The sequence below is a fragment of the Streptomyces sp. NBC_00683 genome (assembly GCF_036226745.1).
Classification (GTDB): domain Bacteria; phylum Actinomycetota; class Actinomycetes; order Streptomycetales; family Streptomycetaceae; genus Streptomyces.
On the sequence record NZ_CP109013.1, the window covers coordinates 1088464 to 1111477 of the forward strand.

General features: G+C 70.7%; 19 protein-coding genes. 8 read left to right on the top strand and 11 right to left on the bottom strand.

Annotated features, from left to right (window positions below):
- Positions 1-18: 18 nt before the first annotated feature.
- From OG257_RS04905 to OG257_RS04915, 3 genes are all read right to left on the bottom strand, one after another.
- Positions 19-1482: a sodium/solute symporter gene (locus tag OG257_RS04905; RefSeq protein WP_383186891.1), complete on the bottom strand. Its 1464-nt coding sequence runs from the start codon at positions 1480-1482 to the stop codon at positions 19-21.
- Between the two features lie 23 nt (positions 1483-1505).
- Positions 1506-1868: a hypothetical protein gene (locus OG257_RS04910; protein ID WP_329205043.1), complete on the bottom strand. Its 363-nt coding sequence runs from the start codon at positions 1866-1868 to the stop codon at positions 1506-1508.
- Positions 1869-1930: 62 nt separating this feature from the next.
- Complete coding sequence (locus tag OG257_RS04915; RefSeq protein ID WP_329205045.1) at positions 1931-2683, bottom strand: LytR/AlgR family response regulator transcription factor; 753 nt, start codon at positions 2681-2683, stop codon at positions 1931-1933.
- A gap of 122 nt (positions 2684-2805) precedes the next feature.
- On the opposite strand from OG257_RS04915, the gene OG257_RS04920 reads away from it, so the two are divergent.
- Entirely contained in the window at positions 2806-3510 is a 705-nt protein-coding gene (locus tag OG257_RS04920; protein ID WP_329205046.1) for a zf-HC2 domain-containing protein, read from the top strand.
- A gap of 7 nt (positions 3511-3517) precedes the next feature.
- Here OG257_RS04920 and OG257_RS04925 read toward each other — a convergent pair whose 3' ends face one another.
- The 4 genes from OG257_RS04925 to OG257_RS04940 form a co-directional block, all read right to left on the bottom strand.
- A complete protein-coding gene (locus tag OG257_RS04925) occupies positions 3518-4378 on the bottom strand; it encodes an Fpg/Nei family DNA glycosylase (protein ID WP_329205048.1) in 861 nt (286 codons plus the stop codon).
- 56 nt (positions 4379-4434) lie between these two features.
- The gene (locus OG257_RS04930; RefSeq protein WP_329214897.1) at positions 4435-5304 is read right to left on the bottom strand and encodes an amidohydrolase family protein; all 870 of its coding nucleotides are present in this window, start codon (positions 5302-5304) and stop codon (positions 4435-4437) included.
- 189 nt (positions 5305-5493) lie between these two features.
- Positions 5494-6855: a wax ester/triacylglycerol synthase family O-acyltransferase gene (locus tag OG257_RS04935; RefSeq protein ID WP_329205050.1), complete on the bottom strand. Its 1362-nt coding sequence runs from the start codon at positions 6853-6855 to the stop codon at positions 5494-5496.
- 120 nt (positions 6856-6975) lie between these two features.
- Positions 6976-9042 (bottom strand): SpoIIE family protein phosphatase, encoded by a 2067-nt coding sequence (locus OG257_RS04940; RefSeq protein ID WP_329205053.1) that lies wholly within the window; start codon positions 9040-9042, stop codon positions 6976-6978.
- Between the two features lie 134 nt (positions 9043-9176).
- Between OG257_RS04940 and OG257_RS04945 the strand changes: the two genes are divergently transcribed.
- The 3 genes from OG257_RS04945 to OG257_RS04955 are packed head-to-tail and all read left to right on the top strand — an operon-like array spanning position 9177 to position 11972.
- Positions 9177-10010: a YndJ family protein gene (locus tag OG257_RS04945; protein ID WP_329205054.1), complete on the top strand. Its 834-nt coding sequence runs from the start codon at positions 9177-9179 to the stop codon at positions 10008-10010.
- Positions 10007-10519 carry a DUF1990 family protein gene (locus tag OG257_RS04950; RefSeq protein ID WP_329205055.1) on the top strand — a complete coding sequence of 171 codons (513 nt, stop codon included), beginning with the start codon at positions 10007-10009 and terminating at the stop codon, positions 10517-10519. Before OG257_RS04945 ends, OG257_RS04950 begins: the two co-directional genes overlap by 4 nt.
- 16 nt (positions 10520-10535) lie before the next feature.
- Positions 10536-11972 carry a lipase maturation factor family protein gene (locus OG257_RS04955; protein WP_329205056.1) on the top strand — a complete coding sequence of 479 codons (1437 nt, stop codon included), beginning with the start codon at positions 10536-10538 and terminating at the stop codon, positions 11970-11972.
- A gap of 73 nt (positions 11973-12045) precedes the next feature.
- Here the strand turns inward: OG257_RS04955 and OG257_RS04960 are convergent, their stop codons facing one another.
- The 3 genes from OG257_RS04960 to OG257_RS04970 all read right to left on the bottom strand — a co-directional run bounded on the left by OG257_RS04960 (position 12046) and on the right by OG257_RS04970 (position 15713).
- Entirely contained in the window at positions 12046-12219 is a 174-nt protein-coding gene (locus OG257_RS04960) for a hypothetical protein (RefSeq protein WP_329215559.1), read from the bottom strand.
- 389 nt (positions 12220-12608) lie between these two features.
- Positions 12609-14096 (bottom strand): SDR family NAD(P)-dependent oxidoreductase, encoded by a 1488-nt coding sequence (locus tag OG257_RS04965; protein ID WP_329205058.1) that lies wholly within the window; start codon positions 14094-14096, stop codon positions 12609-12611.
- 159 nt (positions 14097-14255) lie between these two features.
- Positions 14256-15713: an MFS transporter gene (locus OG257_RS04970; protein ID WP_329205060.1), complete on the bottom strand. Its 1458-nt coding sequence runs from the start codon at positions 15711-15713 to the stop codon at positions 14256-14258.
- Positions 15714-15947: 234 nt separating this feature from the next.
- Here OG257_RS04970 and OG257_RS04975 point away from each other — a divergent pair, with 234 nt between their 5' ends.
- The 4 genes from OG257_RS04975 to OG257_RS04990 all read left to right on the top strand — a co-directional run bounded on the left by OG257_RS04975 (position 15948) and on the right by OG257_RS04990 (position 20470).
- Positions 15948-16844, top strand: a complete 897-nt coding sequence (locus tag OG257_RS04975; protein WP_329205062.1) for an RNA polymerase sigma factor SigF — start codon at positions 15948-15950, stop codon at positions 16842-16844.
- Between the two features lie 113 nt (positions 16845-16957).
- A complete protein-coding gene (locus tag OG257_RS04980) occupies positions 16958-18217 on the top strand; it encodes a PP2C family protein-serine/threonine phosphatase (RefSeq protein ID WP_329205064.1) in 1260 nt (419 codons plus the stop codon).
- A 59-nt stretch (positions 18218-18276) separates the two neighbouring features.
- Complete coding sequence (locus OG257_RS04985; RefSeq protein ID WP_443054553.1) at positions 18277-19848, top strand: sensor histidine kinase; 1572 nt, start codon at positions 18277-18279, stop codon at positions 19846-19848.
- 166 nt (positions 19849-20014) lie between these two features.
- Positions 20015-20470 carry an ATP-binding protein gene (locus OG257_RS04990; RefSeq protein ID WP_329205066.1) on the top strand — a complete coding sequence of 152 codons (456 nt, stop codon included), beginning with the start codon at positions 20015-20017 and terminating at the stop codon, positions 20468-20470.
- Between the two features lie 57 nt (positions 20471-20527).
- Here the strand turns inward: OG257_RS04990 and OG257_RS04995 are convergent, their stop codons facing one another.
- On the bottom strand, positions 20528-22879 hold the full coding sequence (locus tag OG257_RS04995; protein ID WP_329205068.1) for a GH92 family glycosyl hydrolase: 2352 nt from the start codon (positions 22877-22879) through the stop codon (positions 20528-20530).
- Positions 22880-23014 lie beyond the last annotated feature (135 nt).

The following is a 23014-nucleotide window of genomic DNA, read 5'->3' on the forward strand; positions in this document are numbered from 1 at the left end:
GGTTCTCCTTGCAGGGGCTCATCGCCCTCTCCCCGAGGTCAGCGCTTCCGGCAGATGGAAGCGGGTCATGGCCGCGTTGGTGCCCGGCGGTATCCGTCCCGGAGTGGCCAGGGACACCAGGATCATCGCGAGGAAGCCGACCGGCACGGACCAGACCGCGGGCCAGGCGAGCAGGGCGTGCGGCCAGCCGGGCGGGCGCACCGCGCCGCTCACGGTGATGGCCACGGACAGGAGCGCGGAGCCGCCGCCGAGCAGCAGTCCGGCGATCGCGCCCGGCGGGGTGAGCCGCCGCCACCAGATGCCGAGGACGAGCAGCGGGCAGAAGGAGGAGGCGGAGACCGCGAAGGCCATGCCCACGGCGTCGGCCACCGGCACCCGGCTGACGAGCAGTGAACCGGCCAGCGGCACGGCTATCGCGAGGACGGTGGCCAGCCGGAAGTGCCGTACGCCGCGCGAGGGCAGGACGTCCTGCGTGATCACTCCGGCGACGGCCATGGTGAGCCCGGACGCCGTGGACAAAAACGCGGCGAACGCGCCCCCGGCGACGAGCGCGCCGAGGAGATCACCGCCGAGGCCGCCGATCACCCGGGCGGGCAGCAGCAGTACGGCGGCGTCGGCGTCACCCTCATGCATGAGCTCGGGGGCGTACAGCCTGCCCAGGGCTCCGTAGACCGGCGGCAGCAGATAGAACACGCCGATGAGGGCGAGAACGGCGACGGTGGTACGGCGGGCGTCGCGGCCGTTGGGGCTGGTGTAGAAGCGGACGACGACGTGGGGCAGGCCCATGGTGCCGAGGAAGGTCGCCACGATCAGCCCGTACGTCGCGTAGAGGGGGTGTTCGGCACGGAAGACGGAGACCTGCTCGTCGAAGCTGACCGGGGGCCGTCCGTCGCCCTGCCAGGCCAGCACCAGAAAGATCGCCGGGACGAGGAGCGCGGTGAGCTTGAGCCAGTACTGGAACACCTGCACGAAGGTGATCGAGCGCATGCCGCCCGCCGCGACGGCGAGCACGACGACGGACGCCACGAGGACGTCGCCGAGCCAGCCGGGCGCTCCGGTGAGGATCTTCAGGGTGAGTCCGGCACCCTGCAGTTGCGGTACGAGGTACACCCAGCCCGCGCCGACGACGAACACGCTGACCAGCCGGCGCACCTGGCGTGATTCCAGGCGCCCTTCGGCGAAGTCGGGCAGGGTGTACGCCCCGGAGCGGCGCAGTGGTGCGGCGACGAACACCAGCAGCACGAGGTATCCGGCGGTGTAGCCGACCGGGTACCAGAGCATGTCGGGGCCGTGCACCAGCACCAGGCCCGCGATGCCCAGGAAGGACGCGGCGGAGAGGTACTCGCCGCTGATCGCCGCGGCGTTGAGGCGTGGCCGCACGGTGCGGGAGGCGACGTAGAAGTCGGACGTGGTCCGGGAGATCCGCAGTCCGAAGCCGCCGACGAGCACGGTGGCCAGGACGACGAGGGCGACCGCCACCATCGATGCGGGATGGCCGGGCGCGGTCACGGTGCGGGGCGGCCTTCCACGAGTCGGGCGAAGTCGCGCTCGTTGCGCTCGGCCCTTCGTACGTACCACCAGGCGGCCAGGGTGAGCGGCGGATAGGTGGCGAACCCGAGGACCGCCCAGACGAGGGTGTTGCTGTGGAGGGCCTCGAAGACCAACGGCAGGGTGCCGGCGACGAGGGCGAGTACGCCGAAGGCGGTGAGTCCGGCACGGAGCTGGCTGCGCATCAGGGAGCGGACGTAGGCACCGCCGAGGGCGGTCTGCTCGTCGATCTCCGACTGGGCACGGTAGCGGGGCAGCGGACGCACCCGCCGCGGCTCCCCCGTGACCACTTCGCGCCGGGGTGTGCTCTCTGCGGACATGGGCTCGGAGTCTAGGCGGCACGGGCCTCGGCTGGGAAGGGGCGAGCCCGGGTAGGCCCAGGTCAGCGGCCGGTCTGGCGCATCAGGAGATCGCGCAGGGCCCTGGTGTGACGACGGCTGACCGCGAGCTCCGCGTCCCCGATGCGCACGCTCATGCTGCCCGCGTCGAGGCGGAGTTCGTCGATTCGGTTCAGCGCCACCAGATGGCGCCGGTGTATGCGCACGAAGCCGCGGGAACGCCAGCGCTCCTCGAGGGTGGTCAGCGGGATCCGGACGAGGTGGCTGCCCGTGGCGGTGTGCAGCCGGGCGTAGTCGCCCTGCGCCTCGGCGTACGCGATGTCCTCGACGGGCACGAACCGGATCACCCCGCCCAGTTCGACCGGGATCTGGTCGGCGGCGGCGTCGTGGACGGGTGCGGAGCGCTCGCCGACCTGTTCGGCGACGCGTCGCACGGCCTCGGCCAGGCGCTCGCGGCGGACGGGCTTGAGCACGTAGTCGACGGCCTTGAGGTCGAAGGCGTGCACGGCGAAGCCTTCGTGGGCGGTGACGAAGACGATGAGCGGGGGCGCGGCGAAACCCGCAAGCAGCTGGGCCACGTCGAGTCCGGTGAGGCCGGCCATGTGGATGTCCAGGAAGACGACGTCGATGGCCGAGGGGTCATCGGGCCCGGCATCGACGGCACTGCCGATGCGGCGCAGCGCCTCGGTCGCACCGGTGGCACCCTCGGCGCTCCGGATGCGGGGGTCGGCGCGCAGGAGGTAGAGGAGTTCCTCCAGGGCGGGTGCTTCGTCGTCGACGGCGAGTACGCGCAGCATGAGGCCGGAGTTTAGACCGACCGGCACCTGGGGGGCGGCGTCGCGGGGGCTCCTTCTTCCACCCTCCGTGTGCCGGCCGTTCTCGGACCGGTCGGTCGCTGGGTGTGTACCTGCGTTGTGGCATGAGTGATTTACGGGTCCGCTGCGTACGTGTGGGCATGCGCATCCTCGAACCCCATCGCGACGTCGGAGCCTACGTGCTCGGCGTGCTCGGTGCTGCCGATGCCTTCCGTTTCGAGGAGCACCTGACGGAGTGTTCCGCCTGCGGGGTCCAGGTGCGCGAGTTCGGGGAGGTGGCTGCTCAGCTCGCGGTGTACGTGCGCCGGACGCCGGCCGGGGTCGCTCCGGTGGCCGATGCCGGGCCGGAACTCCTGCACCGGATCGTCGCCGTGGCGAGGGCCGGGCGCCGCACGTCCCGAAGACGGCGCCTCGCCCTCGTGGCGGCGGCCGTGGTCCTGGGCGTCGGCGGGCCGGCGGCCGTGGCGGGCCTGTACGGCGGTTCGCCGCCCGGTCCGGCGGCGGCCGAGCGGTGGGCGGGAGGGGACCGGGGCACCGGTGTGAGCGCGGTGGTGACGACCGGTGAGAGGGAGTGGGGCTCGGACGTCGGACTGGAGGTGGCACGAGCCCCGGCGGCGGGGTCGTGCGCATTGGTCGCCGTGGGGCGGGACGGCAGCAAACAGACCGTGAGCACCTGGTCGGGTACGGGTACCGGGCCGGGCGAGGAGCCGGCGGTGGTCCGAGGAGGCGCCGCGCTGCGGCCCGCCGAGATCGATCACTTCGAGGTCTGGTCGTCGGACGGGCAGTGGCTGGCGACGGTGACCCGCTGACGTCCCGCTATTTGAGCAGGCGGGACATGCGCCGGTCGGCCAGGGGCTTGCCGCCGGTCTGACAGGTGGGGCAGTACTGCAGCGAGGAGTCGCTGAACGACACCTCCAGCACGGTGTCACCGCAGACGGGGCACAGCTGACCGGTACGCCCGTGCACGCGCATGTTGCTCTTCTTCTCGGCCTTGAGCCTCCCGGCGGCGACGCCCCGGGAACGTTCGACGGCTTCCTGGAGGGTGGTGCGCATCGCCGTGTACAGATGGCTGATGTCGGCGTCGCCGAGGCTCGTGGTGAGTTTGAACGGGGACATCTTCGCGACGTGCAGGATCTCGTCGCTGTAGGCGTTGCCGATGCCCGCGATCAGGGACTGGTCGCGAAGGGCTCCCTTGAGCTGTCGCCGTTCCCCGCCGAGCAGCCGGGCGAACGCCTCCCGGTCGAAGGAATCGGCCAGCGGATCGGGCCCGAGGCGTGCGACGCCCGGCACGTCCGCCGGGTCGCGCACCAGGTGGACCGCGAGGCGCTTGGTGGTGCCCATCTCCGTCAGGTCGAACCCGTCGCCACCGGCGAGGACCAGGCGCAGGGCCAGGGGGCCCTTGCCCGGCCGGGGCGGCGTGGCAGGGAAGCTGTCCTTCCACTGGAGCCAGCCGGCCCGGGCGAGGTGGGTCAGCAGATGGAGCGGTCCTGCCGTGATGTCCAGGAATTTGCCGTGCCTGGCCACGGAGGTGACGGTCGCACCCTCCAGGGCGGTGAGCGGCGGGTCGTACGTCTTGAGAACGCTGATCGCGAGAGGCAGGACGCGGGCGATCTCCTTGCCGACCAGGTGGTCGACGAGGAAGTCCCGCAGTGCTTCGACTTCGGGAAGTTCGGGCATGACACCAGCCTGCCGCAGCGGACCGGCCTATGCCCGCGAAGTCGCGCGGCGCGCCTTCAGCCGGCGGCTTCCCCCAGGCCGTAGACGCGGTGTGCGGTGGCGGCGAAGACCGACCGCCGTTCGTCGTCGTCGAGTCCGCCGGTCAGGACCCGGGCCGCCTCGACGACCTCGGTGTACGACGCAGCGAGCCGGCACACGGGCCAGTCGGATCCGAACATCAGCCGGTCGGGTCCGAACGCGCCGATGACCGTGTCGGCGTACGGGCGCAGGTCCTCGACCGTCCAGGAGCGCGGGTCGGCCTCGGTGACCAGGCCGGAGAGTTTGCACACGGTGTTGGGCAGCGCGGCCAGCGCCCGGAGCCCGTCGGCCCACGGGTGCGTACGCCGCTGTGCCACGGGGGGTTTGCCCGCGTGGTCGAGCACGAAGGTGAGTCCGGGCAGCAGGGCGGCGGCCCGGACGGCGGCGGGCAGTTGATGCGGCAGGACGATCAGGTCGTAGACGAGTCCGGCCTCCGCGACGGCCCGGAGTCCGCGAAGGACGTCGGGGCGCAGCAGCCACTCGGGGTCGGGTTCGCCCTGGACCTGGTGGCGGATTCCGACGAGCAGGTCGCCGCCGGGCAGGGCGCGCAGGGCGGCGAGCGTGTCGGCGACGTCCGGTGCGGTGAGGTCGGTCCACCCGACGACACCCGCGACGAGACCGCTGCCGGCGGCGAGTTCGAGGAACTCGGGCGTCTCCTCCGCGACGGTGACGGTCTGGACGAGGACGGTGGCCCGCACACCTGCGGCGCGTGCCTCCGGCTCCAGGTCGGCGAGGGTGAAAGTGCGGCGGATGGGGGCGAGTTCCCCACCGGCGATCCAGCCCTGGTCCCGTACGGCGAGGTCCCAGACGTGATGGTGGGCGTCGATGATCCCCATGGGCGGTGCCATGTCCGGTCCGAGCCTGATGCGCCGCATGCCTCTGCCGCCCTTGCCGATGATCGCCGGTGCACTGCACTGCGAATATTCATCGGATCACTTGGCCACGTCAACTCCCAGGACGGCTCCGGAGGACCTGTTTCCCTTCAAGTTGTCCGATCTATCTGCAGCAAGCCGGTTGGCGGCCCCCTGAAGTCCGCCCTACGACGGGGCAGGCACGACGGGCACGACCAGGGACTGCAGCTCCGCCAGCTCGTCCTGGACGGCCGCCGCCAGCCGGTCGAGGTCGGGCAGCGCCTTGCCGTCGGCCACCAGTCCGACCTGCACCCGTCCGCCGTACGTGGACAGGGCGACGGCCAGTGACTGCCCGCGGGCCAGGGGGGCCATCGGGTAGACGGCGCTCAGCGGGCAGCCGCCGAGCGAGAGTGCCGAGCGGGGCAGGGGCACGCTGGTGACCAGGACGTCGAAGAGCATCCGCGCCGCGTTCCCGGCCAGCGGAGCACCGAACCGGTGGGCCAGGGCGGGCAACTGATCGGCGAGCACGGCCACCGCGCCCGCACCGCGCATCGGGCCCGCGGCCTTGTTGCGGTCCATCCCGCTGCGGACCAGGCGCAGTCGCTCGCGGCCCTGCGGTTCCCCGACCGGGAGGCCGAGCAGGTAGGCGGAGAGGCGGTTGCCGGTGGCCGCACCGTGCGGTCGGCGCCGGGAGACGGGTACCAGCGCGCGCGGGTCGGCGCCGGGGAGCTGCTCGCCGCGTTCGAGCATCCAGCGGCGCAGGGCCCCGGCGACCACGGCGAGCAGGACGTCGTTGGCCGTGCCGCCCTCCACCCGGCGGATCCGCTGGACCGTCTCGGCGTCGAGCTCGGCGGTGGCCAGGCGTCGGGTGCCGCTGGAACTCGCGGTCAGGACGGTCGAGCCGCGCATGTCGAGGCGGCTGGCCCGTACGACCGAGGCACCCACCCCCAGCGCCCTGCCGACCTCCCCGATGCGGTCCAGTGCCGCGCCCGCCACCTTGTGCGGGCCGGGCAGCCAGGAGCGCGGGGGCACCGGTGTCCTGCGGCGCGCCGCGCCGCGCCCCGTTCCGGCGGCGGCGATCTGGTCGAAGATCCCGGCACCGATGGCGACGGCCCGCATCCCGTCGGCGAGGGCGTGGTGCAGTTTCACCAGGACGGCGAACGGGCCGCCGCCCGCGCCGCTCAGGAGGTACATCTGCCAGGGCGGCAGGCCGCGTTCGAGCGGCTGCTCCATGAGCTCGCCCGCAAGCCGGGTCGCCTCCGCCATGAAGTCGCCCTCCGCCAGGACCACCCGCCGGACGTGCCGGTGCACGTCGAAGTCCTTGTCGGTGAACCAGGCGGCCCCGCCCACGGGCAGCAGGACGTCCCGCACCCTCATGCGGAGCCGCGGAATCGCGGCAGCGCGCTCCCCCAGCAGAGCCAGCAGGTCCTGCGGCCCCACTCCGGGCGCCGGCGAGAAGACGGCGAGCGCGCCGAGGTGCATCGGGTGGGCATCGGATTCGAGGTGCCAGAAAGCCAGATCAAGCGGTGCAAGGAGCTCGGTACTCAACGGGGCCTCGTGTCATCGACAGCAGGACTGCAGGATCGCAGTCAATCGCTGGTGATCGGTTACGGTCAAGCATGGACGTGTTACGTACTGTTACATCCTCGCGTCGCTGCGGTCCTCGCGCTACCCGCGCTCCGGGATGACGAACTCGCACCACACGCATTTGCCGTTGCCGCGGGACTCCACACCCCACACGTCGGCCAGCCGGTCGACGAGCATCAGCCCTCGGCCGGAGACCCCGGACTCCCCCGCGTCCCTGCGCCGCGGCAGGGCGCTGGACCGGTCCTCCACATCGACCCGGAGGCGCCGTTCGGGGCCGGTGAGCACCCGGATGGTGACGATCGCGCCGCCGTCGGTGTGCATCAGCGCATTGGTGATCAGCTCGTCCGCGGCCAGCTCGACCTCGTCCGCCCGGTCCTTCGCCCCCCAGGCGCGCACCGCCGCCCGGATCATGTGGCGGGAGGAGCTCAGCGCCTCGGGGTCGTTCTGCGCGACGTGCTGCTGGAGCCTTCCGCCCGGGTGGGGCGCGTGCGCGGCCCTGCGGCGCAGCAGCAGCATCGCCACGTCGTCCTCGCCGCCCCGTTCGTCGACGACGTCGCAGAGCCGGTCGGCCAGCTGCTGGATGTCCTGCGGACCGTTGTGCACGGTGGAGGCCAGCAGTTGCATACCCTCGTCGAGGTCGGCCCCGGGCAGCTCGACCAGGCCGTCGGTGTACAGCAGCAGCGTCTGGCCGGGGTCGAGCTCGACGGTGCTGACCGGGTATTCGAGACGGCCGAACTCCGCCGAGAGCCCGAGCGGCAGGCCGCCCTCGGCGGGCAGCCTGCGGCAGCTGCCGTCGACGTCGCGTACGAGCGGGTCGACATGGCCCGCCCGGACCAGCTGCACCACCCCGGAGGTCAGGTCGATCTCGGCGTACGTGCACGTCGCGAAGCGGTCGGTGTCGAGCTCATGGAGGAAGACGGAGGCCCGCGCCATCACCGTGGCGGGGCTGTGCCCCTCGGCCGCGTAGGCGCGCAGCACGATCCGGAGCTGCCCCATGACCGCGGCGGCGTGCGTGTCGTGCCCCTGGACGTCTCCGATGACGGCGCCGACCCGGCCGCCGGGCAGCGAGATGACGTCGTACCAGTCGCCGCCGATGTCGCGGCCGAGCCGCGCGGAGCGGTAGCGGACGGCGACCTGCGCTCCCGGGACATCGGGGATCCGGCGCGGGAGCATCGCCTGCTGGAGCCCCTCGGCCAGATCGTGTTCCTGTTCGTAGAGCATGGCCCGCTGCAGGCTCTGGGCGATCGAGCTGCCGAGCGCCACCAGCAGGTTCCGCTCGTCGGCCGTGAAGCCCGCCTTGTTGCCGTAGAGGAGGCCGAGTGCGCCGATCGGGCGGGCCTGGGCGATGAGCGGCATGTAGGCGGCGGCGGTGATGCCGAGGTGACTGATGTGGGGCCAGAGGATCGGGTAGGAGGTCGCGAAGTCCTCGGCGGACTCGATGAAGCGGGGCGCGAGTGTGCGGATCACCTCGCTCATCGGGTAGGGCTCGTCCGTTCGGGTGTAACGGGTTCCCGGCACATAGGCACCCTCGGGCCCGTCGGCCACGAGGTGGATGCGTCCGGACTCCAGCAGACCCATGACCAGGCTGGTGGCGCCGAGGTTGGCCAGGCCCTGGGAGTTCTTCAGGACGTCGGTGACGTCCTTGACGGTCCGGGCGTGGGCCAGCGCGGCCGTCGTGCCCTCCACCAGGCTGGTCCGGCGCCGCCGCTCCTGGTCCACTTCGCGGCGGGCGGTGGAATCGGCCAGCTCCTGGGTGGCGTCGCGCACGATTCCGATGATGCGCCGCGGCCTGCCGGTGCCGTCCCGGCGGATGAAGCCCTGGGTGTGCGTCCAGCGCAGTGTGCCGTCGCGCCGCATGACGCGGAAGTACGCACCGTAGTTGCTGCGCCCGCTCTTGAGCGCCTGCGAGACCATGCCGTCGAGCCTGATCGCCTCGTCGGTGGGAACGCGTGGGGCGAGGGAGGCGGGACGGTCGTCGTACTCGTCGGGGCGCAGGTCGAACACGTCGAGAGCGGGCTGGTCCATGTGCATGAGGCCGCTGTCCAGATCCCAGTCGAAGCTGCCCATTCGGTTCAGGGCGAGGCTGAGGTCCGGGTGGGCGGGCCAGTCGTCCGGGAGTGACAGGGCACCCGCTACCCGATCATCCATGTGCGCCACTCTGCCATTATTTGTCCGATTCCTCGACCGAACCGTCCATCTTGAACGTGTTCAAGAAATGACCTACCCTCGGCACGACAGCAATTGAACACGTTCAACGTGGCGTGAAGTCGGGGGTGGGCGCGATGTCCGTGCTGGTCGGTCTCATCGTGATGCTGGGCATGCTGGTGATCGTGCCGGCGGGCCTGAGGCTCGTCGGAGACCCGGCATTCGACCGGATGCGGCGGCTGTGGCCGCTCTTCGCGGTGCCCGGCGCCGTGGCCCTGTGGCTGCCGCGCGGAGCCACCGCCACCGCACTCGCCTGCTGCTACGCCCTGGGCGCGCTGCTCCTCGCGGCGCACGCCCCGTGGCGCCTGGCCCGCACCCGCAGCATCCGCCCCGCGGAGATCGCCCTGCTCACCGCACTGGTCACCCCGTCGGTCGCCGCACTCGCCCTGGTCGCGGAGCGTGCGGGCCACGAACTGTTCGGCTTCGGGCTCGGCATCCTGGCGCTGACCGTGCCGCACTTCCACTTCGCCGGCTTCGCCGCGGCCCTGGTCGCGGGTCTCGTCTGCCGGGGCGGTGACGGGCCGGCCGGCCGCTTCGCCGCCCTGAGTGTGCCCCTGGGAACCCTGCTCGTCCTCGTCGGCTACTTCGTCGGCGACTGGGCGGAGCTGGCCGGCGCCGCGGTGCTGACCGCCGGGATGTGGACGGTCGCCCTTCTGACATGGCGCACCGCTCGCGACGGCCGGGACCGCGCCACCCGCGTCCTACTCGCCACCTCGGCCGCCGTACTCGTGGCGACCATGGTCCTCGCGCTGAGCTGGGCGCTCGGCGAGGCCACGGGACTGCCCCACCCCACCCTGACGTGGATGGCCGCCACCCATGGACTGGGCAACGCACTGGGCTTCGCCCTCTGCTCGCTGCTCGCCTGGCGCCGCATCCAGGACCGCACCCACCCGGAAGGCAGGACCGCATGACCACTCTGACGTACCCCGAGGTCGGAGCCACCCGCCTGGGACCGCTCCCGCAGGGCTACCACCACCTGCACCACCGGACCGCCGTGGGCCGCGGCACGGCCGACTTCGAGGCCGCGGGCGCCGCCGTCACCGAGTGGCGGATGCACCGCGGGGCCGGAACCCGGGTGAACGCCTCCGCCGAGCGGGCGGCCGCAGGAGACCGCGTCGCGATGTCGCTGGGCATAGGGCCCTTCCGCGTGACCGCGCACTGCGAGGTCGTCTGGACCGCGTACGAGCAGGGGCGCATCGGCTTCGGCTACGGCACCACGGCCCGTCACCCGGAACGGGGCGAGGAGTGCTTCGTGGTGGATCTGGCGGACGACGGGACGGTGTGGTTCACCGTCATGGCCTTCTCGCGACCCGCCTCCTGGTACGCCCGGCTCGCCGGGCCCCTCGTGCCGGTGTTCCAGCGGCTGTACGCGCGCCGGCTGGGCAACACGCTGCGCCGGAGCGTGCTCGCGGGCCGATGAGCCGATACTGGAAGCGATGGAGTGGTTCACCGCAGACGGGTACTGGCTCAGCCGGCTGGTCTTCCAGCGGGCCCTCGCCGCCGTCTACCTGGTCGCCTTCCTGTCGGCAGTCCTCCAGTTCCGGGCGCTGATCGGGGCACGGGGCATGCTCCCCGTGCCCGAGCTGCTGCGGCGCACTCCCTGGCGGGCCGCGCCCGGCCTGTTCCGCCTCCACTACTCCGACCGCTTCTTCGCGCTCGTCTGCTGGACGGGCTGCGCGGTCTCCCTCGCTCTCCTCGCGGGTCTGGACGGGTTCCTTCCGCTGTGGACCGCCATGGTCCTGTGGGCGGTGCCCTGGGTCCTGTACCTGTCGATCGTCCAGGTCGGGCAGGTCTGGTACGGCTTCGGATGGGAGTCGCTCCTGCTGGAGACGGGCTTCCTCGCGGTGTTCCTCGGGAACGCGGATCATGCGGCCCCCATCCTGCTGCTGTGGCTGCTGCGCTGGCTGCTCTTCCGGGTGGAGTTCGGCGCCGGCCTCATCAAGATCCGGGGCGACGCGTGCTGGCGACGTCTGACCTGTCTGGACTTCCACCACGAGACGCAGCCGATGCCGGGACCGCTGAGCTGGTTCTTCCACCACTTGCCGAAGCCCGCCCACCGGGTCGAGGTGGCCGCCAACCATGTCACCCAGCTCGTGGTGCCCTTCCTGCTGTTCACCCCGCAGCCCGTGGCGAGCATCGCCGCGGGCCTGATGGTGGTCACCCAGCTGTGGCTGGTCCTGTCGGGGAACTTCGCCTGGCTGAACTGGATGACGATCACCCTCGCCCTCGCCGCGATCGACTGGTCCCCGGTCGCGGGCCCGCCGCCCGAGCAGTCCGCGCCACCCCTCTGGTACGAGATCGTGGTCATGGCGGTGACGGCCCTCGTCCTGGTGCTCAGCTACCGTCCGGCACGCAATCTCCTCTCCCGCCGCCAGGTCATGAACCGGTCCTTCGACCCGCTCCACCTGGTCAACACCTACGGAGCGTTCGGGAGCATCAGCAGGATGCGGCTGGAGGTCGTGGTCGAGGGGACCGACGAGGCGGTGATCCACGAAGGCACCCACTGGCAGGAGTACGGCTTCCGCGGGAAGCCGGGCGACCCGCACCGGATGCCACGCCAGTTCGCCCCGTACCATCTGCGCCTCGACTGGATGATGTGGTTCGCCGCGCTCTCCCCCGCGTACGCCCGGTCCTGGTTCGGGCCGTTCGTCGAGCGGCTGCTGCAGGGCGACCGGGACACCCTGCGGCTGCTGCGCCACAACCCCTTCCCCGGCACCCCGCCCGCGCATGTGCGCGCCCGGGTCTTCCACTACCGGTACACGGACCTGCGGGAGTTGCGCGCCACCGGATGCTGGTGGCACCGGACCTACGTACGGGACTTCATGCGGCCGGTGGCCAGACCCGTACCGCTCCGGCCCCGGGGGCGGACATGAGAATGCCCCGGCCCCCGCGGATTCGGATGCGGGGTCCGGGGCTCAGCTCTGTACGACGGTGTGGCGCGAGCGGTCAGTCGATGCCGGGCAGGATGTGCGGCTCGGCGAGATCGTCCTCGTAACCGGCCAGCCGGATCGGCGCCGACCTGGCCCAGACCTCGATGTTCCGGAGCTTCTCGGGCCGATGGGCCCGCGCTCCGGTCCGTTCGGCCGGGCGCTGCTCGCTCTTCGTCATTTCAGGTGTCACCGCGGACTCCTTTGTGTCGCGTAACCCCGGGCGGTGGCGACGCTGCGGTGTGAGAACCGTGTATCGACCGCCCTCTGCGGGGCAGGGGCAGAAACAGTTCGGTCGCGGTGGCGCCGGTACGGGGCGGGACGGCGGCCTGCTTACAGACCTGTCCCAGGACGGCCGAGGAAGTTTTGTGGATCCCTTGGTGGCGTCCGTTCAATTCAGAGTAACCAAATGAGCGCGATCCCGCTCGACAGAACGTGTGGCCTGGGTCACTTTCAGCCAACGGGGGTCACCACTTGTTCCCCAGGAATCACACAGCGGGACAAAAGCGGCGGCGGCCCACGGGTGTGGGCCGCCGCCGTTCTCGCTGTCCTGCCTGTTCGGTGCGCGGAGGATGGGTGAGGTCACCAGCCCGCGGGCGCGTAATCCTTCAGGAAGCAGCCGTAGAGCTCCTCGCCCTCTTCGCCGCGCACGATCGGGTCGTAGACCCGGGCGGCGCCGTCGATGAGGTCGAGCGGGGCGTGGAAGCCCTCCTCGGCGAGGCGGATCTTGTCGGGGTGCGGGCGCTCGTCGGTGATCCAGCCCGTGTCGACAGCCGTCATGAGGATGCGGTCCTTCTCGAACATCTCCTGGGCGCTGGTGCGCGTGAGCATGTTCAGAGCGGCCTTGGCCATGTTGGTGTGCGGGTGGCCCGCCCCCTTGTACCCACGGCTGAAGACGCCCTCCATCGCGGACACGTTCACCACGTAGGCGCGCTTCGTCGCCGCGGCCATCGCCGGGCGGAGCCGGCTGATCAGGATGAAGGGCGCCGTCGAGTTGCAGAGCTGGACCTCGAGGAGCTCGATCGGCTCGACCTCCTCGACCGTCTGGATCCAGCTGTTGGTGTCGTGCAGGTCGGGCACGAGGCCGCCCGCGTCGATCGCCGTGCCCGCGGCGATGCGGGCGGGCGAGGCGGATCCGGTGACCAGGGCGAGATCGGTGACGTCCTGGGCGCTCAGACCCTCGCCCTGCTTGCGGGCGGCGGGGAGCGCGGCGACGCGGTCGACCGTGCCGCTGCCGAAGGTGCCGATGACCTGCGCCGCGGGGAGCTCGCCCGCGGGCAGCGGGGCGGACTCGGCACTCAGCAGCTCGCTGTAGGCCTGCGGGGAGCGGCGCACCGTCTGCGCGGCGTTGTTGATCAGGATGTCCAGGGGGCCCTCGGCGGCGACGGAGTCGGCGAGGGCGACGACCTGCGCCGGGTCGCGCAGGTCGATCCCGACGATCTTCAGCCGGTGGATCCACTCGTCGCTGTCCGGCATCGCCTTGAAGCGGCGGATCGCGTCGTTGGGGAAGCGGGTGGTGATGGTGGTGTGGGCGCCGTCGCGCAGCAGCCGCAGCGCGATGTACATGCCGATCTTGGCCCGGCCGCCGGTGAGCAGCGCCCGGCGCCCGGTGAGGTCGGTACGGGCGTCGCGCCGGGCCCGGTTCTCCGCGGCGCACTTCTGGCAGAGCTGGTGGTAGAAGGCGTCCACCTCGACGTACCGGGTCTTGCAGATGTAGCAGGACCTGGGGCGCTGCAGTATGCCCGCGATCTCGGCCGTGGCCGAGGACGACGGGAGCACGCCCTGCGTCTCGTCGTCGATGCGCTCGGCGGAGCCGGTCGCGGTGGCCTCGGTGACGGCCTTGTCGTGCGCGGTCTTGGCGGCCCGGCGCTCCTGGCGCCGGCGCTGCTTCACCGTCCGGTAGATACCGGCGGTGGCCCGGCGTACGGCGATGGCGTCCGGGTGGTCGACCTCGATGGTGTCCAGCTCGTCGAGCACACTCAGGCAGACGGCCAGCCGCTCCGGGTCGATACCGGGACCGAACTCGTCGATACCGGGAGCGAACTCCTGGCTGTCCTGTGTCACCGTCATTGCCGTTCCTCTGTTACTCGTCACTCGCGCCGCTGCCGGGCTTCGGTGGGGAGGAGGTCCGGCCGGGAGCCGGCGGGGGCCGGCGCGCTACGGGCCGAATGCCCCGGTCAAGTCTGCCATGAGTCGGGCGCTGCTCCGTTCGGGTCGGCAACCCCCTCTCTACTGCTCCTCGACGGAGAGCGGGGTGGCGATGTCCTCGAGGGACTTCTGCGCGGCGGGGACCGCGAAGAAGAGCGCGACCAGGCCGGCGGCCACCATCAGACCGGCGCCGATGGAGAAGGCCAGGGCCGTGTCGCTGACCACGCCGCTGGACGTGAGCTCCGCGAAGACCAAGGGCCCCGTGATGCCGCCGGCCGCCGTGCCCACGGCGTAGAAGAAGGCGATGGCCATGGCCCTCGTCTCCATCGGGAAGACCTCGCTGACGGTCAGGTAGGCGGAGCTGGCTCCCGCGGAGGCGAAGAAGAGGACCAGGCACCAGCAGCCGGTCATGGTGGCGGCGTTGAGCCAGCCCGCGCTGAAGAGCCAGGCGGTGGCGAAGAGCAGCACCCCGGAGAGGATGTAGGTGCCCGCGATCATCGGCTTGCGCCCCAACGTGTCGAAGAGCCGGCCGAGGAAGAGCGGTCCCAGGAAGTTGCAGAACGCGATGACGGCGAAGTAGTAGCCGGTGGACCCGCTGGAGACGTCGAAGAACGTCACCAGGATCGAGCCGAATCCGAAGGTGATGGCGTTGTAGAGGAAGGCCTGCCCGATGAAGAGTGCCAGCCCGAGAACCGCTCGCTTGGGGTAGGAGCGGAAGACGGTGCGGGCGATCAGGCCGAACCCGACGCCCTTTCGCTGGCGCACGGTGATCGTCCGGTCGGCGCGCGGCAGAGGGCGGCCGGTCTCCTTCTCGACCTCCCGCTCCACCCCGTCGACGAGCCGTTCGGCCTCCTCGTCGTGCCCGTGGATGAACATCCAGCGGGGGCTCTCCGGTACGTGGCGGCGCACCAGGAGGATGACGAGCCCGAGGACCACGCCCAGCGCGAAGGTGAGCCGCCAGCCGATGTCCTTGGGGAAGATGTCGGTGTTCAGCGCGACGACGGAGAGCAGGGAGCCCGCCACGGCCCCGAGCCAGAAGCTGCCGTTGATGATGAGGTCGGCGCGGCCCCGGTACTTGCTGGGGATCAGCTCGTCGATGGCCGAGTTGATCGCCGCGTACTCCCCGCCGATTCCGAAGCCGGTCAGGAACCGGAAGAGGAAGAACCACCACGCGGAGAAGGAGATCGCGGTGAGCGCGGTGGCGCCCAGGTAGACGGCGAGAGTGATCATGAAGAGCTTCTTGCGCCCGAAGCGGTCGGTCAGCCACCCGAAGACCAGCGCACCGGAGCAGGCGCCCGCCACGTACAGTGCGGCGGCGATGCCGGTGACCTGGGCATCGGTGATGGCCAGTCCGCTGCCGTCCTCGGACAGCCGGCTGGCGATGTTGCCGACGACCGTGACCTCGAGACCGTCGAGGATCCAGACGGTCCCGAGGCCGATCACGATCATCCAGTGCCAGCGCGACCAGGGGAGCCGGTCCAGCCTGGCCGGGATCCTTGTCGTGACGGTCGTCCCACCAGCCGTGCCGGTGTCGCTCATGGGCCCCTCCTCTGTCTCCGGAACACCACAGGTGCCCGGAATGAGGCGTGGCTCACACATCGGTTCAGGATGCATTTGCGAAATCTCCCTGAAATGGCACATATCGGCACACCTGATGCCGGTATTCACCTCGGCCCGCAGCCGACGGGGAAGAATCTCGGAACTCGGTGGCATCAATTCCGAATACCGGGGCATGCGACCGTCACCACACCGGATCCAGGGGAGGGCGACACCATGACGGCCATGTCAGTGCGAACCACCGAGGCAGTCGGCACAGCCGCGGCGCAGTACGACGAGGCCGGCACGGGATTCGAGGGGTCCTCGCTGCCGCAGATCAAGGACACGGGAAAGGTCGCGCCCCAGGACGCGCGGGCCATGTCGAAGATCTTCTTCGACCGGCTCCAGGTCCTCGAGGAAGGCACCCACGAGTACCAGTACGCGCGCAACACGCTGATCGAGATGAATCTCTCGCTGGTGCGCTTCGCCGCCTCGCGGTTCCGCAACCGGGGCGGGGACGACACCGAGGACATCATCCAGGTGGGCACGATCGGCCTGATCAAGGCGATCGACCGGTTCGACCTCTCGCGCGAGGTCGAGTTCGCCACATTCGCGGTGCCGTACATCGTCGGTGAGATCAAGCGGTTCTTCCGCGACACGACCTGGTCGGTCCACGTCCCGCGCCGGCTCCAGGAGCTGCGCGTCGAGCTCGCCAAGGCCAAGGAGCACCTGTCCGCCGAGCTCGACCGCGACCCCACGGTGCGGGAGCTCGCCGCTCATCTGGATCTCCCCGAGGAGGAGATCATCGAGGGGCTGGTCGCGGCGAACGGCTACTCGGCGGGCTCGCTGGACACCCCGAGCGCCGACAGCGACTCCGGCAACGACCAGCGTTCGTACGCCGATCTCCTCGGTGAGGACGACCCCGCCATGGAGAGTGTCGAGAATCTGCAGACGCTGGCCCCGCTGCTCGATCAGCTGGACGAGCGGGAGCGGAAGATCGTCCAGATGCGCTTCGGCCAGGAAATGACGCAGTCCCAGATCGGTGCGGAGCTCGGCGTCTCCCAGATGCACGTGTCGCGCCTGCTCAGCAGGATCGTGCAGCGACTGCGTACGGGTATGTGCGTCGAGGCCTGAAAAACGAGCACACTCTGTGACCGATGCCCGGCTGACCAGCCGGGCATCGGTCACATATGCTTCCAGGCGTTACGGCACGGGTCACTCCGTGCCGTCCGTCGAGGGGGTGGAGCGTGGCCGATCTGCCGCTGGGCACCTCTGCACGTGCGAAGGAGCCCACCGGGATCCCCGCACAGCAGGCCGTCACCATCGCCGCTGCGTCCATCTGGGACGCACGCGCGGCCGCGATTCTCCTGGTCGAGGACGACTCCGGGGACGCTCTGCTCGTCGAGGAGCTGCTGGCCGACAGTGAGCTGGACTCGTCGTTCACCTGGTGCAAGTCGCTGGCCGAGGCGCGGCTCTTCCTGCGGTCCTGCCGCACCCCTGTCTGTGTCCTGCTGGATCTGCATCTGCCCGATGTGCACGGTCTCGACGCCGTCAGGCAGCTCGTCGAGTCGGCACCGGATGCCGCCATCGTCGTCACAACGGGTCTGGCCGAGGCCGAGACCGGGCTGTCCGCCGTGGCGCACGGCGCCCAGGACTACCTCGTCAAGGGCAGGATCGATCCCGAGGCGCTGGGCCGCGCGGTCCGCTACGCACTCCAGCGCAAGCAGGCCGAGCGGTCGGCGTCCGCGATGCGGGCGAGCCAGTTGATAGCGCAGGAGAACGCCCGGCTGGAACGGGCGCTGCTGCCCATCCCGCTGCTGAGCGACGACAGTTTCGGCGTGGCCGCACGCTACGAGGCAGGGCGCGCCCACGGGCTGCTGAGCGGCGACTTCTACGACGTGATCCAGACCGCCGACGGTGCGGTCCACGCCGTGATCGGCGATGTGTCGGGGCACGGGGCCGCGGAGGCCGCACTGGGTGTCTGTCTTCGGGTGGCCTGGCGCACCGCCGTACTGACCGGGGTCACCCAGCTCGAGAAGATCGGGCTCCTGGAGCAGATACTCGTCGCCGAGCGGTCCGACCCCCATGTCTTCGCCACCGTCACCGCACTCGTCTTCCCGCCGGGCCGGGACCGGGTGCGGATCGCGCGGGCCGGTCATCCCGGCCTGCTGTTGCGTCGCGGTACGGACGTCAGCTGGGTGGAACCCCAGGTCGGCATGGCGTTGGGACTCCTGCCCGGGGTCGGCCGCTGGACCGTCACGGAGCTGGACCTCTTCCCGGACAGCGAGCTCGTCCTGTTCACCGACGGCCTGTTCGAGGGACGCACGGGGCCGCAGTCCCGGCTCGGTGAGGAAGGGCTGCTGGCCATGGCCCGTCGCCACGGGGCCCTGCCGCCCCGGGCCTTCGTCGACGCCCTCGTCGCCGAGGCCACCCAGAGCGCCTCGCCGTACGGGGGGCTGGCCGACGATGTCGCCGTCCTGCATCTGGGCTGGCGAGCGGACTCGTGACGAAGGACGGCAGCACGGCCGGGGTGAGCGAGCGGCCGGGCCGGTTCGCACGGCTGTCGGTGCAGAACTGGGTCCATCTGATCCTGGCCGGCTTCGTGCTGATGGTCTGCGGGTGCCTGGTCGTCGGCGGCCTCGTCCTTTCCCGCATATCCGACCGGACCACGGAGCTGGTGGACCGTATCCAGCCCGCCCGCTCCTGGTCGTACCAGTTGCAGAACTCCCTTCTGGACCAGGAGACCGGGGTGCGCGGCTTCGCGCTCACCGGAGACGCGTCGTTCCTGGAGCCCTACGAGGCGGGCATGCGGGCCGAACGGCAGAGGCTGGACCGGGTACGCGCTCTTGTCGGGGACGAACAGCCCTTCGCCGGGGACGTGGACCGGATCGAGAAGGCCTCCCGGCAGTGGCGCCTGCTCCGGGCCGAGCCGCTGATCGCCGGTGTCCGCGGGGCGGGGCCCGCGGGCGAGTCCTCGGAGCCGATCCGGCAGAGCAAGGCGGAGTTCGACACGCTGCGAAAGCTGTACACGGAGCAGCAGTCCCATCTGGACGTCGCCCGCGATCAGGCTCGTGCCGATCTCGGTGTGGCACGCACGACCCGGGACCGGGTTCTCCTCGCGCTCGTGATCGGCTTCGTGCTGGCCGTCGTGTCGCTCAGTCTGCTGCTGAACCGGATGGTGGGTCGGCCTCTCAGCGCACTGACCGCGGCGTCGGACACGGTCCGGTCGGGCACCTTCGCCGGGAGGATCGAGGTCCGCGGTCCGTCCGACGTACGGGCGGTGGCTGCCGCGGTGGAGGACATGCGCCGCCGCCTGGTGGCGGAGCTCGCCGAGTCCCGCGAGCAGGAGACCCTGCTGGCCGAACAGGCCGAGGAACTGCGCCGGTCCAACTCCGAACTGGAGCAGTTCGCCTACGTCGCCTCGCACGACCTGCAGGAGCCCTTGCGCAAGGTGGCCTCCTTCTGTCAGCTGCTGGAGAAGCGGTACGGCACGGAGCTGGACGAACGCGGCAAGCAGTACATCGACTTCGCGGTCGACGGCGCCGAGCGGATGCGGGTGCTCATCGAGGATCTGCTCACCTTTTCCCGGGTGGGACGGGTCCATGAGAGCTGGAAGCCCGTCGATCTCGACCGCTCCCTGGACCGGGCCCTGGCGAATCTCACCCTGGCCGTCGAGGAGTCGGGGGCCACCGTCGTACGCGAGGACCGGTTGCCGGAACTGCTCGGCGACGCGACGTCGCTGACCATGGTCTGGCAGAACCTCATCGGCAACGCGGTCAAGTTCCGCCGTCCGGATGTGCCGTGCCGGATCACCGTCGGATGTGTGCGGGAGGGCGAGGACTGGCATCTGACGGTCGCGGACACCGGCATCGGGATCGCCCCGGAGTTCTCGGACAAGGTGTTCGTCATCTTCCAGCGCCTGCACGACCGCGACGCGTACGAGGGCACGGGTATCGGGCTCGCCCTCTGCCGCAAGATCGTCGAGTTCCACGGTGGCCGGATCTGGCTGGACCCGGGCCCGGACGAGGGCACGCTCATCCACTTCACCCTGCCCGTCGCCCCCGAGGCGCCCACGCACACCACGGCGGAACTGCTCGCGCCCGCCCTGATCAGCCCGCAGTCGGGAGAGGCACGGTGAATCGTCGGCTCGGCGCGGCAGATCGACAACTTCTCCATGACCGTGGTACGGCCGCCCGGTCGTGCGTAAGATCTGAGAGATCTCCCGGAGTGGGATCTCTCGACGCGGGTAGACGAACGGCGAGAAGAGGTCTCCGACCTCCCCTGCGGCGCCTTGGCTGGAGCACATGAACGAACAGGCCACCTCACGGCCGGACGACCCCGTACAGGGGGCGCCGGTCACGGAGGTTCTGCTCGCTGCCGAGGTGTTCGACGGCGAACCGGGATGCATCGCGCAGGCCCGCGCCCTGGCCGACCGCTTCCTGGCGCGGCTCGCGGCGGAGTGGCTCGCGGTCCTCGGTGAGCACACCCGCAGCGATCTGATGCTGGCGGTGAGCGAGCTCGTCACCAACGCGGACCGCTACAGCCACGGCCCCTATCTGCTGGAGCTCGAGGGGAACGCGGACCGTATCAGCGTCACGGTGTACGACAGCAGCACGGCGCTTCCGGTCCTCTACGCCCCCGACCCTGCCCGTCTCGGCGGTCACGGCATGGAGATCGTGGTCGCGCTCTGCGACCGGGTGACGGCCGAGCGGGTCCCTGTGGGCAAGCGCATCCGGGCCGAGTTCCAGCTCAGTACCTGAACCTGCGGCGGCGCCCCGCCCCGGACCGCGTGGTCCGGGGCGGGGCACCGCTGTCGTTCAGCGCAGGGCCGGCGGGGCGTCGGCGGGAGCCGTGCCCCACGCGGAGGGCTCGCTGCCCACCTCGAAGGAGAGCGAACGTGCCGAGCGGATGTCCTCGGTGGTGAGGTACGTCCTGGACTGGTCCGCCCCGTCGAGCCGGGCCGACTGGATGTAGCGGTCGGTGTCGGAGGTACCGGGAGCCCGCACGGTGAACGAACCCCGCGGGTAGTAGCGGCGGTCCAGCGTCAGGTCGACCCGGTCGAAGACGGGCGTGGACAGGCCCCAGGTGTCGGTACCGGGCTGGACCGGGAAGATCCCGATCGAGGACAGTACGTCCCAGGCGGACATGGTGCCCACGTCGTCGTTGCCCGTCATGCCGGTCGGGGTGTCGGTGAAGAGCGTGAGCGCACCGTGGACCACGTCGGTCGTCTTCCACGGCTGCCCGGTCGACAGGTAGGTGTACGGGGCGATCAGGTCGGGCTCGTTCTGCGGGTTGTACTTGTCGGCGTTGTAGTAGTCGTACGGGCCGTTGACCCACACTTCGCGCACCGTCTTCGCCGGGTCGGCGAGCAGCTGCTCGTACGCGAAGAAGGAGTCGAGGCGCTCGTTCGTCGCGTCCGTGCCGCCGATCAGACCGACGAGGCCGGGCAGGTCCTGCGGGACGAGCCACTGGTACTGCCAGGACGTGCCCTCGTGGAAGCCCTCGCTCTTCGCGGGGTCGGCGGGCCCGGCGAAGGCACCCTTCTCGTCGCGGGAGCGGAAGAAGCCGGTCGAACTGTCGAAGATCCGGTGGTAGTTCTGCGCACGCTCCCGGTAGCGACGGGCGTCGTCGTCGTGGCCCAGATCGGCGGCCATCTCGCCGAGCATCGCGTCCGACAGCGCGTACTCGAGGGTCGCTGAACCGCCGTGGTCGTAGTCGGAGTCACCGGGCTTGGCGTGCGGACGGCCCTTGATGTACGGGGCGAATCCCTCCGCGAGGTACTCCTTGTTGGCCTCGCGGCCGACGGCCGGGGACTCGGCGGGCGGGACGCCGTCCGCGTTCTTCTTCAGGGTGCGGTACGCCTGTTCCTCGTACCCCTTGAGGAGTCCCTGCTGGTAGGCGTTGGTCAGGTAGGGGGTGACGGGGTCACCGGTCATGATGTTCGTCTCGACCGTGCCGTAGCCCCACTTGGGCAGCCAGCCGCTCTGCTCGTCGATCTTCAGGACGGAGATCGCCATGTCCCGGGCCTCGCGCGGGGCGAGCAGGGAGAGCAGTTGGGCCTGGGTGCGGTAGGTGTCCCACAACGACCAGTTCTGGTAGTACCTGTAGCCCTTGGCCCGGTGGATCTTCTGGTCCCACCCGGTGTAGCGGCCGTCCACGTCCTGGCCGGTGTTCGGGCCGAGGAAGGAACGGTAGAGCGAGGAGTAGAAGGTTCGCCGCTGGGTCTCGGTCCCGCCCTGTGCGCGTACGTCGTCCAGGCGGTCCTCCCACGCGGCCTGTGCGGCGCGGGCGACCCGGTCGAAGCTGCGGCCTCCCTCGGCGCGCAGGTTGCCGGCGGCGCCGGCCGCGTCGACGTAGCTGATGGCGGTGGTGGCCTCGACGGTCCGGTCCTTCGTGGTGTCGAAGCGGACCCAGGCGCCGTTGCCCGCGGCACCGGTGGACTGCTGGGCATCGGTGACCGCCCCGTCCTTCCAGGTGCCGGAGTCGGCGAAGGGGCGGTCGAACCGGGTGACGGTGTAGAGCGTGTACGGCTTGGTGTCCTGGCAGAACCCACGCCCGGTGACGGCCGTGCGGACCGTGCGGGAGTCCAGCACCTCCACCGTGGTGCTGACCGTGCGGTGCAGCGACTGACCGGCGTTGATCAGGACGTTGGCCTTGTCGGTGGCCGGAAAGGTGTACCGCTGGACGCCGGTGCGCTCCGTGGCGGTCAGCTCCGCGTTGATCCCGCCGTACGAGGTGAGCCCGACCTGGTAGTAGCCGGGACTCGCCTTCTCGTCGTCGTGGCTGAACCCGGAGGCGTACTTCGTGTTGTCCGTCTCGGTGATGTCCCCGGTGGTGGGCAGCACGGGGAGGTCGCCACCGAGGCCGCAGCCGACGCCGGAGATGTGGGTACTGCTGAAGCCCCGGATCTGGTTGTCGGTGTAGTCGTACCCGACGGCGTGGCCGGTGTCCGGCGAGAGCTGGACCATGGAGAACGGGACGGCCGCACCGGGGTAGGTGTTGCCCTCGTTCTGGGTGCCGATGAAGGGATTCACCAGATCGGTCAGCCGGCCCTCGGCGCGGGGGGCCGCCTGTGCCGCGGGGCCGGTGGTGAGAACGCCGCCGAGAAGCGCGACGGCTGCGAGCGTCGCCGCCGGTCCGCGCAGTCTCGGCCGTTGGGTCCGGTGCATGGGGAAATTCCTCCTTGGACAGCGTTGACAACGTTGTCGGAGTGCGTCCGTACATCGTTGCAAGAACAGGCAGTGGCATGACAACACGGCACCGGGCCGCTGTCCAGGTTCACGGCACACAGAACTCGGCGACAG